Here is a 14,910-nt window from a genome sequence, read left to right as displayed (position 1 = left end):
CCCCGATGTGCGGGATCGCCGGAATCGTGGCGCTGAACGCCACCGCCAAGCCGCCGTCGCGCGAAGCGTTGCTGCGCATGGCTGGCGCGCTTGCGCATCGCGGTCCCGACGAGCGGGGGCTGTACCGCGACAGACGCGCCGGTCTGGCGCATGCGCGTCTGTCGGTGGTCGATCTTCAGCACGGGCAGCAGCCTCTCGCCGACGCCGACGGCCTGACATGGATTGTCTTCAACGGCGAGATTTTCAACTACCTCGACTTGCGGGATAGGCTGATCGCCTTAGGCCATCGGTTCCGCACCCGCTGCGATACCGAAGTCGTCCTACATGCCTATCAGGAGTGGGGTCAGGCCGCATTCGAGCGCATGAACGGCCAATGGGCGCTGGCAATCTGGGACCAGGTTGCCGGCCGGCTGGTGTTGTCGCGCGATCGCTACGGCATCTGCCCGCTGCATTTCTGCGAGCATGGCGGCCGCCTCTTGTTTGCCAGCGAAGTCAAAGCGATTTTCGCGGCCGAGGCCGCCATCCCGCGCGCTTTCGATCCAGCAGGCCTCGACCAGACCTTCACCCTGTGGACGGCTGTTGCCCCGCAGAACGTGTTCCAGGGCATCCAGGAGGTTCGGCCTGGACATGTCCGCGTCTATGAGAAGGGCGTGGCGCGGGAATACGCATTCTGGCAACCGCGCTTTCCGGAAATTGAGGGCGGCCAGGAAGGGGACAGGTTCGACGGCTCTCTCGACGACGCGGTCGAGGAAGTGCGGTCGGCACTGGAAGCCGCGACGGCCTTGCGAATGGTACAGGCCGATGTGCCGGTCGGCTGCTATCTGTCGGGTGGGCTCGACAGCTCGCTTGTCGCGACGCTCGGCAGGCGCTTCGCCGGCGAGCGTTTCCAGACCTTCTCGCTGCGTTTTGCCGATGCCGAGTATGACGAGACCGATTTCCAGCGGCTCGTTGCCGCCCGGACCAAAAGCGAGCACCACGAGATCGTCGTTTCGCGCGGCGACATTGCCGCCGTCTTTCCCGAAGTGGTCCGCCACACCGAGCGCCCCGTCCTCAGAACCGCCCCGGCGCCGCTCTTCCTGCTGTCGAGGCTCGTGCGCGAACACGGCATCAAGGTGGTGCTGACCGGGGAAGGCGCCGACGAGATGTTCGCCGGCTATGACCTGTTCCGCGAAGGCAAGGTGCGCCGCTTCTGGGGACGCCAGCCAGCCTCGACCAGGCGCGCCCGGCTGCTCGAGCGGCTTTACCCCTATCTCTCGCGCTCGCCGGTTCATCAGCAGGCGCTGGCCCGGCAATTCTTCGGGCGCAACATTCAGGCCCATGACGCGCCCGGGTTCGCGCACGACACGCGCTGGCGCACGACGAGCGCGGTCAAGCGGTTGTTCTGCCCGGATATCCGCGCCGCCTCGGAACGCCGCGACGCTGTTGGCGAACTGATCTCCACGATGCCGGCCGAATTCGCGCGCTGGAGTCCCCTCGCCCAGGACCAGTATCTGGAGATCCGGACTCTGATGTCGAGCTATCTGCTCTCCTCGCAGGGCGACAGGATGCTGATGGCGCATTCCATCGAGGGCCGCTTCCCGTTCCTGGACGACAATGTCGCCGCGCTGGCGAATGCACTTCCGGACGCCTACAAGCTGCGCGGCCTCGACGAGAAGCACGTGCTGAAACGCGTGGCGGCGCCGATCCTGCCGCCTGAGGTCGTCGCCCGAAAGAAGCAGCCTTATCGGGCGCCGAACGCGCTGAGTTTCTTCGCCGGCGGCGCGCCGGCGTACATTCGTGAAGCATTGTCCGAGACGGCGTTGCGTGCAGCCGGCGTCTTCGACCCCCAGTCGGTGACCCGCCTGGTCGGGAAGTGCCAGGCCAGAACCGGGGACGGCGACATGTCGAACTCCGACAACATGGCGTTGGTGGGCGTGCTGTCGACGCAGCTTCTCCATCAGCAGTTTGTCGCGACCCGCCCGGCCGGCGTGACGGAGCCGGACCTCAGCATCGACGTCGACTACGAGCATCGGGAAAGGGTGCCAGCATGATCCACGGTGCCGTACCGCTCCTGCATGATTATCTGATCCACTCCGCCGGCCGGCTCGGCGACAAGGTGGCGCTGGTCTGCAACAGGCAACGCTTCACCTACGCCGAAATCGACGAGCGTTCGAATGGGATCGCGCAATGTCTGGAAGCAACCGGCGTGCAACGCGGCGATCGCGTGATGATCTTCGCCGACAACACGATGGAGACAGTCGTCAGCTTCTGGGCGGTGCTGAAGGCAAACGCCGTGGTGTGCGTCGTCAACCCGCTCACCAAAAGCGACAAGCTCGACTACCTGCTGAATGATTGCCGGCCGGCGGCACTGATCACCGACCAGCATCTGCGCTCGGTGTTCGATGGGCCGGTGCACAAATGTCCCTCGCTTCTAAAAGTAATCGTGTCGGGGCCGATCGGAGACGACGAGCTCAGCCGGCTGCCGCACGCGATAGCCTGGGATGCGGCCGCCGAAAGAAAGGTCGCCGCGCCGGTACGCAAATCGATCGACATCGATCTTGCCGCCATCATCTACACGTCCGGGTCCACGGGCGAACCAAAAGGCGTGATGCTGACGCACCGCAACATGACGACGGCATGCACCTCGATCGCGTCCTATCTGGAGCTTCGCGAGGACGAGGTCATCCTCAACGTCCTGCCTCTCGCCTTCGACTACGGCCTTTATCAGATGCTGATGGCATTCCGCACCGGCGCCCGGCTGGTCCTCGAACGTTCCTTCGCCTTTCCGGCGCAGATCCTTCAAATCATCAAGGACGAAAGCGTCACGGGCTTCCCAGGCGTGCCCACCATCTTTGCCTCGCTGGCGGAGCTCAAGTCGCTGAAGGATCACGACTTTTCAAGCATTCGCTATGTCACCAACACAGCGGCCGCCCTGCCGCTCAAGCACATCACCATGCTCAGGGACCTGTTCGCGGGCGCCCGCATCTATTCGATGTATGGACTGACCGAGTGCAAGCGCTGCACTTATCTGCCGCCGGAAGATCTGGAGCGAAAGCCTCTAAGCGTCGGGATACCGATCCCCAACACCGAGATGTGGATCGTCGACGACAACGACCAACGGGTCGAGCCCGGGACGGTCGGACAGCTCGTCATCCGTGGCGCGACGGTGATGAAGGGCTACTGGGGCAAGCCGGAAGCGACCGCCAGGAAGCTCAAGCCCGGCCCCTTGCCGGGCGAGCAGGTGCTCTACACCGGCGATTACTGCCGAATAGACGCGGACGGTTATCTCTACTTCATCGGCCGTGGCGACGAGATCATAAAATCCCGGGGCGAGAAGGTTGCCCCGAAGGAAGTCGAAAACGTGCTGGTGAATATTCCGGGCGTCAAGGAGGCCGCGGTGGTCGGTGTTCCCGACGAGCTCCTCGGCCAGGCGGTGAAGGCGTTCGTCGTGATCGAGCAGGGCCGGATCGTCGGCGAGCGGCAGCTCCAAATGGAATGCCAGAAACGGCTGGAAAACTTCATGGTCCCGAAGTCCATCGTCATCGTGCCCAGCCTGCCGAAGACGGACACAGGGAAATTGAAGAAGGTGGCTCTTTCGTAGCGCTTGTCGGGACGGTGCGGACGTACTTAGTTTTTTATCGGAGGGTGGGTTATGGATACGATTTTGGCAACGAAGCCCGCGGGCGACATTTACACCAAACAAATTCGCGATTTTCTGGCTTCGAACTTCTACATCGCCGATGTGAAATCGCTCAGCGCCACGGAATCGCTGCTCGATCAGGGCATCGTCGATTCCACCGGCGTGCTCGAGGTCATCGGCTTCATCGAAGAGACTTTTGGCGTCATCGTCGAGGACAGCGAGCTGCTGCCGGAGAACCTCGATTCCATCCAGGGAATAGCGCAGTTCATCGCCCGCAAGAGGGGATGAGCCCGTCGAGGGTCGCGTCAAAAAAAGAAAGTTGAGCGTTGGGCGTTTCAGTGAAGTGCCGAACCAGGCGGAGCCTTCGCTTTCCGCGCAATCCAAAGCGCGAAAACCGCCTGCGCACTTCCTGGAATTGCCATCTAGATTAGAGCGTTTCACCGAAGCGGCGAACCGCTCTATCTCCTTGTTTTGAACGCAATTCCGGACGGAAAACCGCTCACACTTTTCCTGGAATTGCTCTAAGACTGCGGCTTCGCGTATCCGAGCACGACACGCGCCTCGCCGGCGCGGTTGGTGACGGCGCGGACACCCTCATAGCTCCTGCTGCGCTCGAACAGGCTTGCTACCTGGCGTTCCTGGCCGAGCCCGACCTCGAACAGGAGTGCGCCGCCGGGCCGCAGATACCGCAGCGCATCCTTCACCACGCGCATGTGGATGGCGATACCGTAAGGCCCGGCCGCGAAGGCCTCACGTGGCTCGAGCGTGACCAGATGAGAGCGGTCGCCTTCAAGCCGTTTCTCCGAGATGTAGGGCGGATTGCAGACGACAAGGTCAATCGAGCCTGGAGACACCGGGGTGGCCAGCGCTTCGAACAAATCGCCCTGCAGAACCGACACCCGGTCGGCCAATCCATGATGGATGACGTTCCGGCACGCCACCTCGACACATCCATCGGTGAGATCGCTTGCCCAGACCCGCGCCGTCGGAACCTGATGGGCGATGGCACAGGCAAGATTGCCGGCGCCACAGCACATATCGACGACGCGCGGCGCCGACAGCTTCATTTGACGCAAGACATCGATCGCGGTCGATCCTAGCAGCTCCGTCTCCGGCCGCGGGACAAGCGCGCCGGAAGCAACCAGCATCTCCATCCCCATGAAGACCGCGCTGCCTCTGCTATAGGCGTCAGCGACGTCGATGTCCTCGCTCAAGACTTGCCTCCATTCTCAAAGCAGGCGATCGCCGAGCGGCGCGGACGTACCAGCGCTATTGGGCCGCCGCGCTTTCCAACTCGTTGCTGAACCTGACTTCGATCGTATCTCCCGGCGCGACCTCGGCGTCCTCGTCGGAAGCCTGCTTGCGCCATTGCCCATCGACGTTGCGAACGATCGTCATCTGAGCTCGAACAGTTTCGCCGGCGATCGACAGAGGCGCGGCTGTGGCACCCAGGGGCTGCAACTTCTGGCTCGCGGCGCGAAGCCGTGTGCCGATGTCGGCCAGCCGAACCTCGGTGTCGCGCAATTCGTTCAGCAGACCGATGCGCCTTTGGTTCTCGTTGCGCTCCATCTGCCTGGCAAAGTCTTCCCGCTGACGCTGTGTTCTCATCAGCTCGACCGATGTTTCCAGCGCCCGGCTTGACGACAGCAGGACGGCGCGCCGGACGTCGGCAAGTCTGTTGTTCGTCAGGTTTCCAGCCTTGAACGCCTTGGTGACCTGCTCCAGGTCGTCTTCATCGGCCTTGACACCATCGGCTTCATCCTGCGCGCGCTTCGTCAGCGTTTCGATCTGCGTCGCGGCATCCTTGGCGCCCTTTTCGACAAAGCTCTGTTCTTGCTGAAAATTATCCAGGGAAAGCTTGAGCGCTTCCGCTTCGGCCTTGGCTATTCCCGCCGCGAGCGCAGGCGAAAGGGGCGACCCTTGCGGCGGCTGCGTGTCGAAGTTTTCCTGCTTGTCCAGCTCGGCGCGCAGGCGCGCGCTGTGGAAGTAGTCCCTTGTATATTCTCCCCAGATCATCTCGTAATCGCGTCGTAGATCCGTCGGGTCCGGGCCTGCCTGGTTGGTCCGCGCCCGCAACAGGCTGAAACCACCGGCGACCGCGATCGCCTGTCGCACCGTCATCAGCGGACGGTAGGCCTGTTGTCCGGGGGTGAGCACATCGCCGGTTACATAGATCGGGCGATACTCGGCGATAATCGCCGTCACGTCGCTCGGCCTTACGACCGCTATCTGTTCGCGGCCGTCGGGCATGCGGATGTGAAAGATCCTGGTCGGCAGGATCGTTTGCATGCGCGCCTGCAATTCCGGCGGTGTCAGACCGCCGACCGAGACCGCGCCGACGTCAGGCAGCACGATCGTGCCGTCCACCTGGACGACCGCGCGCTGCGTCCGATCGGAAATGGACGCTATTCCGATCTCGACCGTGTCGCCGGGCGAAATCCGGTAGACGGTCGACGTCTCGGCTGCTGCGGCCAAAGGCGCGGTGCCCAAGACCGCAAGAACCGCGATGGAGAACCGGCTAAGGCTGGTCATTGGAAACAACCTCCTTCGGATTTTTGTATTCGCTCCAGTCAAGGCGCGAGACAAACTCATAGACGGGACCGCCCGGCACCCCCCAATTGCTCGACCAGATCACCTGGGAGCCGTCCGGAGAGGGCGAGGCATGCGTCTCGCTCCAGTAGTCGGAAGGCGGATTCCGCGTCTGCACGATGCGGCGGACGGCGCCGCTGCCATCGATGCGAAGCGCGATCACCTCGCGCGCATAAGGAGCCCAGCCGGGATTGGCCGATACCTCGTCGGGATCGCCGCCATAGCTGAGGAAAACCCAATCGCCCTTGGCAATGGCGCGGGCGGATGCATGCTCCGCCTGGCCATATGCGGTCAGGGAGGTCGCCTTCCCGTCCGACAGCCTGCGCTTGATCACCTGGAACTTGTCGGGATTGGATTTGCTTATGCCGACATAGACCTCGCTGCCGTCGGCGTCGATGGTGAGATCGCCATGGCCGGGCCGATGATGGTCTGTCCATCTCTGGCTCAGGGTGCCGTCCACCGTGAAGATGGCCCGCTGCTCCGTGCCGTCCAGAAGGTTCTGGAAGCACAGGATATGGGTGCCGAGCGGGGAGATCGTGCAGGAACTTGCCGTTCCGGGAACCTGAGAAAGATCGATGTCCGGGAACTTCGATCGCTGGTTCAGGTCAAAGGCAAAGACGACGTCCGCGCCGTCCTTGCGGACCGCGCGGACCGCGATGCGGCTACCGTCCCGGCTGGGATTGCCTTTCGACGGGCCGAACTGCAGATCGTGATAGTCGGGAGATGTGAAAAGGACGTCTTCGTGGTTCGTCCGTGGCGCCCAGGTCGAGACGGCCCGGTCCTGAACGCAGATCATCAGTTCCGCACTTCGGGGATGCCACTCGCACTCGCCACCTCTTTTGCGCCAAAACAGCGCCTCGTAGGTGTGCCCATCGAGGAAACACATTCCGTTGCAGCCATTGTCGAGGAGAAGCAATGTCTGGTCCGCGTTCCAGGCTTGAGCGCTCGAATAGCGGTGGCTGCAGTACTTGGGGCCGCAAACGACGCCATTCCCAAGGGCACCAGGCTTGGTGATGCGAATAATGCTCGTGCCGAATGCGGGATCCGCGGCGGGACGGAGATAATTCGGCAAATCCATCGCCACGGGCGCCACGAAGCCGGTGGCGTCGTTGCTTCCGTGACCGCCTGCCGTCCGCAGGCCGAGGAGCGCGGCAACGCAAACCAGCAGCAATGCGGCGGATAGCGCGGGCAGCCTCATGTCATGTAGCCCATCTCATGACGCACCAGCCCCTTGTTGAGACGCGCCCGCCACCAGGCGATGGTCCGTTTCAGGCCTTCGCGCAAGTCCGTTTGCGCCCTCCATCCGGTTGCGCGCTCGAGGCGGGACGAATCCGCCAGCAGCGCCCGGACCTCGGAATTCTGCGGGCGCAACCGGCTCTCGTCGCGATGGACCGGCTTGTTGGCGCCGCTCAACTCCACCACCAGATCCAGCACGTCCGATATGGTCACGGCACGCTGGCTTCCGGCGTTGTAGGCATGGCCGAATTCGAGCTCGGCCGAGCCGGCGCTGAGAAACGCCGCGGCAGTGTCTTCCACAAAGGTAAGGTCGCGGATCGGACTTGTATCCCCCACCATGATGGCCGGGCATTTTGGGTCGATCGCCTGCCTGATGAGGGTCGGAACGATTGCGCGTTCGCTTTGCCGCGGCCCGAATGCGTTGAATGGACGAAGCAGCACGACCGGAACGTCGAATGAGCGCGCGTAGGACTCCGCCATCATGTCGGCTCCGATCTTCGAAGCCGAGTATGGCGACTGCCCCTGCAACGGGTGGGATTCACTGATCGGCATGGTCAAGGCGGTGCCGTAAACCTCACTCGTGGAGGTGTGCACCACACGCTCGGTGTCCCACTGGCGAGCCGCTTCCAGGACGTTCACCGTGCCCATGATGTTGGTCTCGACATAGGACTGGGCGGCCGCGTAGGAATATGGGATGGCGATCAACGCGGCGAGATGAAACACAACGGCTTGGCCGCGAACGATCCGGTTCAGGAAGGCGCTGTCGCGAACGTCGCCGCGGACAAGCTTGAGCTGGCTGCGGATATCGTCCGGCAGGTCGTCCAGCCACCCGTGGCTGTCGAATGAATTGTAGAGAGCCAAGGCCGTCACATCAGCCCCGCCGCGAACCAGGGCTTCGGTCAGGTGCGATCCGATGAACCCATCGGCGCCGGTGACCAGAACTCTTTTGCCCTTGTAGGTCATGACAGACAATCCCTGCAGCACCTAGATTCCGACTTTGCGAATACCGCGAACCAACTGAGGAAGCTCACGTATCGCTTGGACGCTCCACGGCCATGCCAAGGACGATGAAAACGCCTCGAACGATCAGTGCCGCGTCCGATACGATGGTCCGGCGCGCATAATAGGAAAGATCGATCCTGGCTTTGGCCGGAAACAGAACTTCCTTGTAGAAAGCGGTCGGCTCGACATCCCGAGGATAGAAAAGTGCCTCGTGGCGGAACATGATCTGAGCAGGGCCGAACAAGCCAGGCTTGTATTGCAGGACGGCTTCGTAGCCGTCCCTGAAGCAGTCGGCGAACGACAAGCTCTCCGGGCGCGGGCCGACCAGGGCCATTTCGCCCTTCAGGACGTTCCACAACTGCGGCAGTTCATCCATTTTGCTGAACGCGAGGAACCTGCCAACCGTCGTCATGCGCTCGTCATTGGCAAGGGTCAGCGCGAGGCCTCCTGAATCGCATCGCGGGTAGAATTTTCGAAACTTGTACATTCGAAAAAGCCGACCGCCGGCGCCTATGCGAGACTGGACGAAGATCACCGGGCGACCGCCTTCGATCAACAGCGCCACCGCCACAAGCAGCATCAGCGGCGAGAACACGATGAGGCCCGCGGCCGCGGCAATGATATCCATGGCGCGCCGACCGCGCCCGTGGTGCACGGATCTCATTGTCAGCCGATGAATGGGCAAGTCGAACGCGTTCATGCCGCGGCCCCTGCCCGGGCGCTCTTGGTGAGGGCCGACGCCAGGGCATCCACGACAGCTTCCACAACCGGGGATGTGATCTGGGGATGCAGCGGAATGGTCAGCTCGCGGCAGGCGAAATCCTCGGTACGCGGCAGATGGACTCCAGGACAACGCTCCCGGTACAACGTCATTTGATGCACGGGGGAATAGTGGATGGTGGTCTGTATGCCCTGGGCACGCATCTCGTCGATGACATCTTGCCTGTTGACGTAGCGCGGCAAGAGAATTGGCATGATGTGATATGCGGAGGTGCGAGGCTCGCTGAATGGCATCGAGATGTCCGGGCATCGCGTGGCGATGAGACGCCGGTAGAGCGCAACGAGGATGCGCCTCACGTCATTCCATTCCTGCAGATTGCGCAATTGAACCAGGCCGATCGCAGCCCGCATCTCGTCCATGCGGTAGTTGAAGCCCAACATGGTCACGTCGTATTGCGGCGTGCGGCTGTTCAGTCTCTGACGCGTTCCCGTGGTCATGCCGTGGCCACGGGCCTGGCGGATCGTCTCGAGCAGTTCCGGATCGCGTGAGATGACCGCGCCGCCTTCGGCGGTGGTCATGTTCTTGTTGCCATAGAAGCTGAATGCCGCTCCGGCGCCGAATGTCCCAACCTCCTTCAGCCCAGGTGCATGGGCTGCATCCTCCACGATGTAGAGGCCGCGCACGCTTGCGAATGCCTGCCACTCTTCCTTGTGGGCCAGATAGCCCGCAAAGTGGACCAGGATCACGGCCCTGGTGCGAGGCGTACAGCGTGCCTCCGCGTCCTTGACCGACATCAGAGGCACGTCTTCGGATTCTATGTCCACGAAGACTGGCGTGGCACCGACATAGAGCACGGCGTTGACGGTCGCCACGAAGGTCAGCGAAGGAACAAGGACCTCGTCGCCGGGTCCAATCCCAAGTCCGTGCAGGATGAGGTGAAGGGCCGCGGTGCACGAGTTGACCGCGACACAATCATCGGCGCCGTGCATCGCGGCGAATGCCTCTTCGAACGCCCTGACCCGCTCGCCCATGGTCAGCCAGCCGCTGTCGATCACTTTCGACAAAGCGGCCTTTTCGGGTACGCCCAGCACGGGCTCACTAACCAAGAGCATCACAACCTCCGGTGAACGCGCGTGGCTTCAAACAGCTTCATGCTGCTGCGACCTCGATGGACGCCGACTGCTCCTCCCAGGAGGTTGCCTGCGCCTTCTGGAAATCCTCGACACGGCCAATGTCCAACCAAAGACCTTCGTGCTTGTAGACATGCACGACCTGGCCGCTCTGAAGCATCTGCAGCATGAGATCGTCGAACCCGAACGGAATGCCAGATGGAATGAACTGCAGAACGCCCGGATTCATGCAGTATATTCCCATGCTTACGAGGTGTGACAGCGCAGGCTTCTCGCGAAACACCTGGACTGTGTCATTGACTTCGTCGATGACTCCGAAATCCATCTTGGTGATGCGCGAGGCGGTCGCGATGGTGACCAGATCCTTGTGGGCCCTGTGCGTCGCCACGAACCGGCTGAGACTCAAATCGGTGAGCACGTCGCCGTTGAGAACAAGAAACGGTTCATCCAACTCGTCCCTGATCAAGGAGAGCGGCCCGATGGTCCCCAGAGGTTCCATCTCCTGCGTGTAGCGGATCTTGATATTCCATTGCGAGCCGTCGCCGCAGACGCTGCGGATCAGATGGCCAAGGTAGCCGGTTGTGACATAGACGTTCTCGATGCCGTTGCGCCGCAGCCATTTGAGCAGCAATTCAAGCACTGGCCGGGCGCCGATCGGCATCAGAGGTTTCGGCAGCACCGAGGTGAACGGCCGAAGCCGCGTGCCCATTCCACCGCATTGAATAACCGCTTTCATACGATCCTCCCGCACACGTGACCGACACGGTCAATGACCTCACTCGTCGACCGACAGGATCAACGCGACCTGATCCAAGACCTGTTCCGAGAAAATTAGGTCCGGACCGGAGAGCTGTCGTCGTGCGTTCGAATGGCGCTCTGATTTCCGGCTCAAAGCTATCCAACTCGCTGAGATGATGGCGGGATTGCAATTAGCCGCCTAAGCCCTTCGCCCACCGCTGAAGGCCGAGGGTTACAGCCGACATTTGCAGCGTGGTTAACACAAAGTAGCTTTTCTGCTTGCGAGGGAGTACATTAGAGGTGCATGATTAATGTGCGGGCGCGCATCGTTGGGGATGAACTAACCGCAGGTTGCAAGATCGCCACCAAGCTGTATCGGGGCAGATAAAGCTCGGGGCGATTGCCGTTGGATCCCCAATGTGCGGCATGTGTGTGCGTTGGGGTAACATGTACAAGATTGTCATCGCCGATGATCACGGGCTCTATAGGCGTGGCTTACGCTTCGCCTTGACAGCCGGCATAGAGGACGTCGAAATCTTCGAGGCGACGTGTTTCGATGCTGCCGTCGGTCTTCTGGACCAACACAAGTCGGTCAACCTTGCGATCCTTGACCTGAATATGCCTGGGCTCTTCAATCAAGAGGTGCTTGGCGACGTTCTGGCTGCGTATCCGGACACGCGGTTCGCGATTGTTTCCGGAAACGATTCACGCTCCGAAATACTCACCGCTCTTTCGGTCGGGCTGCACGGCTATATCGTGAAATCGCAGAGCGATGACGAGGTGGTGCTGGCGGTCAAGGAGATCCTGTCGGGTCGTATCTATGTGCCGGCTCTGCTGTCCCGACACACGGGATCCCACGAGGAGGTGCTTGAGATCGCGCATGGAAGCAGCGCGGGAGCCGGTGCGCTGGAAAGGCTCACCACTCGGCAAAAGGATGTTCTGAGGTTAATGGCGGAAGGATATTCGAACAAAGAAATCGCTCGAGACCTCGATATCGCCGAGGCTACGACGAAGATTCACGCCGCCGCGATCATGCGGGAACTGGGCGTTCGAAACCGTACGGAAGCGGCCATTTTGATAAAGCCCTGGCTGGGAAACATATGAGCTAGGCTCGAACCTCTTTTGACGAAAGCCGTAGCGAATACCGCAGCCCGTCATCCCGCAATTCCATGTGCGAAGAGTGGCCGACGAGCGGGGACCCGTCGGTCCCCAGAACGATGGATCCAAAACCTTTGCGCTTGATGTTCGCCGAGCGGGGACGCCCCGTTTCGATCCACTCGAATACAATTCCATCATCCGCCCCATCGGAGCCGAGAGCCCAGCGTACCTCAAGCTTGCCTTGCGCATCGCCCAGCACACCGTGCTTTATCGAGTTGGTGGTGAGTTCGTGGACCATCATTGCGAAGCTCTCTGCCGCCCCGCCTGATATCTTGATCTCGGGACCGTTCATTGACGTTTTGCCGGCGCCGGAGAAGGGCCTTAGCTCCTGAAGAATGAGATCCCGCATCGTGGATGATCCGTCCGAGCTGTTCGAGAGCAGCAAATGCGTCGCCTCGAGCGCGCGAATTCGCTCCACGAGCGTCTCCTTGAACTTGACGAGGTCGCCCTCGGGAGCATTCAGCATCTTCACGATCGCCGTGATGACGGGAAACAGATTGCTGAACCGGTGACGCTGTACAAGCATCAGCCTTTCCTGCTTTCTAACCGCGGCACGCAGCAGAGTCGTTTGGCGCCGCTCCGTCAAATCCGCGGCAATGCCAATTCGTTGGTTGCGCCCGTTCTGGCTTTCCTCGCGTCCCCGCAAGGCGACCCAGCGGATCTGCCCGTCTGGCCGCTTGATGCGTATCTCGACGTCGTAATTGGCCCCTGGCTGGGCCTCTCTTGGTGGCGACGCGAGCGCGTTCCAGTCGGCGGGGTGGATAATCGAAGATAGATCGGCCAGCGAACGGAACGCAGCCGGAGGCAACCCAAGAATGTCCCAAAACTGGCTGGAGCCCGAGATGACCTTTTGACCGTATTCTATTCGCCAGGTTCCCAACCGGCCGGCAGACAAAGCAAGGTCAAGCCACTCTTTCTGAGCTATGAGCGCTTCACGCGCAGATCTTCGCTCGCTGATGTCATCAACCACCACGAACAAACTGTCCGACGGCGCTGTTTCCGGCGTGGACAAGGAAAGGGTCAGCCGTACCCAAACTATGCTGTTGTCCTTTCTAACCAGGCGCAGCTCTGCACCCAATGACGGTGCTTCAGCTCTCAGTTCCGCAAGCGACTTCCTGAACCGGTCGCGGTCATCTTGATGGACAAGCCCATCCATCCGCCGTCCAACGAGATCATCCTCCGAGTAGCCTAGAAGGGTACAGAAGCGACTGTTCAGCCGCAGCAACTCTCCATTGGTATCAGCTGTGGCAAAGCCCATGGCGGCCCGCTCAAAAGCTCGGCGATACCGCGACTCGGTCGCCTCGACGGCAGCCAGTTTGAGGTCCAGCGCCGCGCGCAAGCTTTGCCGCGACCGATCGAAAAGAAAGGCGATCATACCCCCTGAAAGCAGAAGCAGAATGGCGCGTGTCCAGTCATCGGACTGTACGTTTCCACCCGCGGCTTTGACCGCACCGATGCTGGCAACCGCCATCACCAGAGTTGCCGCCACGGCAATCCAACGGCTCTCGAGGAAGGCGATGACCGCTATTGCCGGAACAAAACTAAGCAGGGCGGGCTCGAAGGCACCAGTTCGGGAAACCACTGCCTCGAAGAGCAGCGCAGCAATCAGGACTGCAGTCGACGCCACGTGAGTTCGCGACAGGATTGAGCCTCCTCGGTATTTTCATCCAATCTAATACAACTTTTGGTCTAGGCCGTCGAGCTTAGGCCATCGAGCTTAGACCTTCCAACACGTATCTAGTACCTCTGCCCGATTTCAGGTTGTGAAAAATCAAGGTCTTATAGGGTCGGCAGCTACCCCTTGGAGATTTCGATATTCAAGCACAGGTAGCAGGGTAGGGAACGGGGATTTACGACCGATGAACGTAATCGATGGGCAAAACGATGCGAGACTTATTGCGCGATCCGGCATAATAGCGGTTGCCTCGGCCAGCAGGCCGTCGACCGCCATGACCAGGGGCGCCGAGCGCAAAACCGTGAGGCCGCCCGCGATGGATAATTTCGAGCGGCCAAGCCTTTATTCGATAACCGGCATGCTCGACCGCATAGGCTGCGGGTGGCTCATATTAAGCGAGTCAAAAAGGGTGCTTGAATGGAATGTCGCCGCTGAAACCATCCTCACCGAACTCGAAGATCCTCTGGATCAGCCGGGCGATCTGTCGGCGGCACTGAGGAGCCTCACGGCAGGCGTACCCACTCATTTTGTGCCCGGATCGCTATCCTGGATCGTCATCCGCAGCGCCGGAGACCGGCCGGTCATTCTCAACGAGGATGGCGCGCTCGCCGGCGATCGGTCGATCATCGTCGCACTTCTCGATCGTCAGTCAAGAACCGGGCCGAACCCGCAGACATTGCAGAGGATGTTCGGATTGACGACCGCCGAGACGCATCTGGCGTTGCGGCTGGCGAAAGGCGATGCGCCCTTGGAGATCGCGGAGCGAAGCAGGCTGAGCCGGACCACCATTCGAACACAACTTGCATCGCTGTTTGCCAAAACCGAGACGAGGCGCCAGGCGGAGCTGGTCTCGCTGCTAGGCCGCATCTCGGTGCTGCCGTAGCGTTGCAATCATTCCTGCCAATCGGAGCGGATCGACTCTCGACAGAGAGTCGATCCGCTTTGGGTTTTTCACGCAACAGCGCATAGCTACGTCACGTGCCGCCGACCTCGTTGGACGGGTCTAGGGTCGGGCCAATTGGCCTCCGCTGGAATTGCATTT

13 protein-coding genes are annotated in these 14,910 nt (G+C 61.2%); 5 read left to right on the top strand and 8 right to left on the bottom strand.

Going from position 1 to position 14,910, the window contains the following annotated elements:
* Window positions 1–5: 5 nt before the first annotated feature.
* The 3 genes from asnB to DPM33_RS01060 are packed head-to-tail and all read left to right on the top strand — an operon-like array spanning window position 6 to window position 3,907.
* Window positions 6–2,030 (top strand): asparagine synthase (glutamine-hydrolyzing), encoded by a 2,025-nt coding sequence (gene asnB / locus DPM33_RS01070; protein ID WP_112095055.1) that lies wholly within the window; start codon window positions 6–8, stop codon window positions 2,028–2,030.
* Window positions 2,027–3,580, top strand: coding sequence for a class I adenylate-forming enzyme family protein (locus tag DPM33_RS01065; protein WP_167448901.1), 1,554 nt, complete (start codon window positions 2,027–2,029; stop codon window positions 3,578–3,580). Before asnB ends, DPM33_RS01065 begins: the two co-directional genes overlap by 4 nt.
* Before the next feature lie 51 nt (window positions 3,581–3,631).
* Entirely contained in the window at window positions 3,632–3,907 is a 276-nt protein-coding gene (locus tag DPM33_RS01060) for an acyl carrier protein (protein ID WP_112095054.1), read from the top strand.
* 233 nt (window positions 3,908–4,140) lie between these two features.
* Here the strand turns inward: DPM33_RS01060 and DPM33_RS01055 are convergent, their stop codons facing one another.
* The 7 genes from DPM33_RS01055 to DPM33_RS01025 all read right to left on the bottom strand — a co-directional run bounded on the left by DPM33_RS01055 (window position 4,141) and on the right by DPM33_RS01025 (window position 11,033).
* Window positions 4,141–4,833, bottom strand: a complete 693-nt coding sequence (locus tag DPM33_RS01055) for a N5-glutamine methyltransferase family protein (protein WP_112095053.1) — start codon at window positions 4,831–4,833, stop codon at window positions 4,141–4,143.
* A gap of 55 nt (window positions 4,834–4,888) precedes the next feature.
* On the bottom strand, window positions 4,889–6,151 hold the full coding sequence (locus tag DPM33_RS01050; RefSeq protein WP_112095052.1) for a polysaccharide biosynthesis/export family protein: 1,263 nt from the start codon (window positions 6,149–6,151) through the stop codon (window positions 4,889–4,891).
* Window positions 6,138–7,406: a hypothetical protein gene (locus tag DPM33_RS01045; protein ID WP_112095051.1), complete on the bottom strand. Its 1,269-nt coding sequence runs from the start codon at window positions 7,404–7,406 to the stop codon at window positions 6,138–6,140. The genes DPM33_RS01050 and DPM33_RS01045 overlap by 14 nt, the downstream gene beginning before the upstream one ends.
* Entirely contained in the window at window positions 7,403–8,407 is a 1,005-nt protein-coding gene (locus tag DPM33_RS01040) for an SDR family NAD(P)-dependent oxidoreductase (RefSeq protein ID WP_112095050.1), read from the bottom strand. Before DPM33_RS01040 ends, DPM33_RS01045 begins: the two co-directional genes overlap by 4 nt.
* Before the next feature lie 64 nt (window positions 8,408–8,471).
* Complete coding sequence (locus tag DPM33_RS01035) at window positions 8,472–9,074, bottom strand: sugar transferase (RefSeq protein ID WP_245441951.1); 603 nt, start codon at window positions 9,072–9,074, stop codon at window positions 8,472–8,474.
* 68 nt (window positions 9,075–9,142) lie between these two features.
* Window positions 9,143–10,279 carry a DegT/DnrJ/EryC1/StrS family aminotransferase gene (locus DPM33_RS01030; protein WP_112095048.1) on the bottom strand — a complete coding sequence of 379 codons (1,137 nt, stop codon included), beginning with the start codon at window positions 10,277–10,279 and terminating at the stop codon, window positions 9,143–9,145.
* Between the two features lie 37 nt (window positions 10,280–10,316).
* A complete protein-coding gene (locus tag DPM33_RS01025; RefSeq protein ID WP_112095047.1) occupies window positions 10,317–11,033 on the bottom strand; it encodes a nucleotidyltransferase family protein in 717 nt (238 codons plus the stop codon).
* A gap of 449 nt (window positions 11,034–11,482) precedes the next feature.
* Between DPM33_RS01025 and DPM33_RS01020 the strand changes: the two genes are divergently transcribed.
* Window positions 11,483–12,139, top strand: a complete 657-nt coding sequence (locus tag DPM33_RS01020; RefSeq protein ID WP_112095851.1) for a LuxR C-terminal-related transcriptional regulator — start codon at window positions 11,483–11,485, stop codon at window positions 12,137–12,139.
* A gap of 1 nt (window position 12,140) precedes the next feature.
* Here DPM33_RS01020 and DPM33_RS01015 read toward each other — a convergent pair whose 3' ends face one another.
* Window positions 12,141–13,820 carry a PAS domain S-box protein gene (locus DPM33_RS01015; RefSeq protein ID WP_245441950.1) on the bottom strand — a complete coding sequence of 560 codons (1,680 nt, stop codon included), beginning with the start codon at window positions 13,818–13,820 and terminating at the stop codon, window positions 12,141–12,143.
* Window positions 13,821–14,184: 364 nt separating this feature from the next.
* On the opposite strand from DPM33_RS01015, the gene DPM33_RS01010 reads away from it, so the two are divergent.
* Complete coding sequence (locus DPM33_RS01010; protein ID WP_245441949.1) at window positions 14,185–14,751, top strand: helix-turn-helix transcriptional regulator; 567 nt, start codon at window positions 14,185–14,187, stop codon at window positions 14,749–14,751.
* Window positions 14,752–14,910: the final 159 nt, after the last annotated feature.

The organism is Mesorhizobium hawassense (genome assembly GCF_003289945.1).
GTDB classification, from domain to species: Bacteria; Pseudomonadota; Alphaproteobacteria; order Rhizobiales; family Rhizobiaceae; genus Mesorhizobium; species Mesorhizobium hawassense.
Note: the sequence above shows the minus strand (reverse complement) of the source record. Positions and strands in the feature narration are given on the sequence as shown.

Bases quoted from the DNA above. Each gene is read 5' to 3' on its own strand.
- DPM33_RS01065 (WP_167448901.1), top strand. From the start codon at position 2,027: ATGATCCACGGTGCCGTACCGCTCCTGCATGATTATCTGATCCACTCC.
- DPM33_RS01030 (WP_112095048.1), bottom strand. From the start codon at position 10,279: ATGCTCTTGGTTAGTGAGCCCGTGCTGGGCGTACCCGAAAAGGCCGCT.
- DPM33_RS01035 (WP_245441951.1), bottom strand. From the start codon at position 9,074: ATGGATATCATTGCCGCGGCCGCGGGCCTCATCGTGTTCTCGCCGCTG.
- DPM33_RS01045 (WP_112095051.1), bottom strand. From the start codon at position 7,406: ATGAGGCTGCCCGCGCTATCCGCCGCATTGCTGCTGGTTTGCGTTGCC.
- asnB (WP_112095055.1), top strand. From the start codon at position 6: ATGTGCGGGATCGCCGGAATCGTGGCGCTGAACGCCACCGCCAAGCCG.
- DPM33_RS01040 (WP_112095050.1), bottom strand. From the start codon at position 8,407: ATGACCTACAAGGGCAAAAGAGTTCTGGTCACCGGCGCCGATGGGTTC.
- DPM33_RS01050 (WP_112095052.1), bottom strand. From the start codon at position 6,151: ATGACCAGCCTTAGCCGGTTCTCCATCGCGGTTCTTGCGGTCTTGGGC.
- DPM33_RS01060 (WP_112095054.1), top strand. From the start codon at position 3,632: ATGGATACGATTTTGGCAACGAAGCCCGCGGGCGACATTTACACCAAA.
- DPM33_RS01025 (WP_112095047.1), bottom strand. From the start codon at position 11,033: ATGAAAGCGGTTATTCAATGCGGTGGAATGGGCACGCGGCTTCGGCCG.
- DPM33_RS01010 (WP_245441949.1), top strand. From the start codon at position 14,185: ATGGATAATTTCGAGCGGCCAAGCCTTTATTCGATAACCGGCATGCTC.
- DPM33_RS01020 (WP_112095851.1), top strand. From the start codon at position 11,483: ATGTACAAGATTGTCATCGCCGATGATCACGGGCTCTATAGGCGTGGC.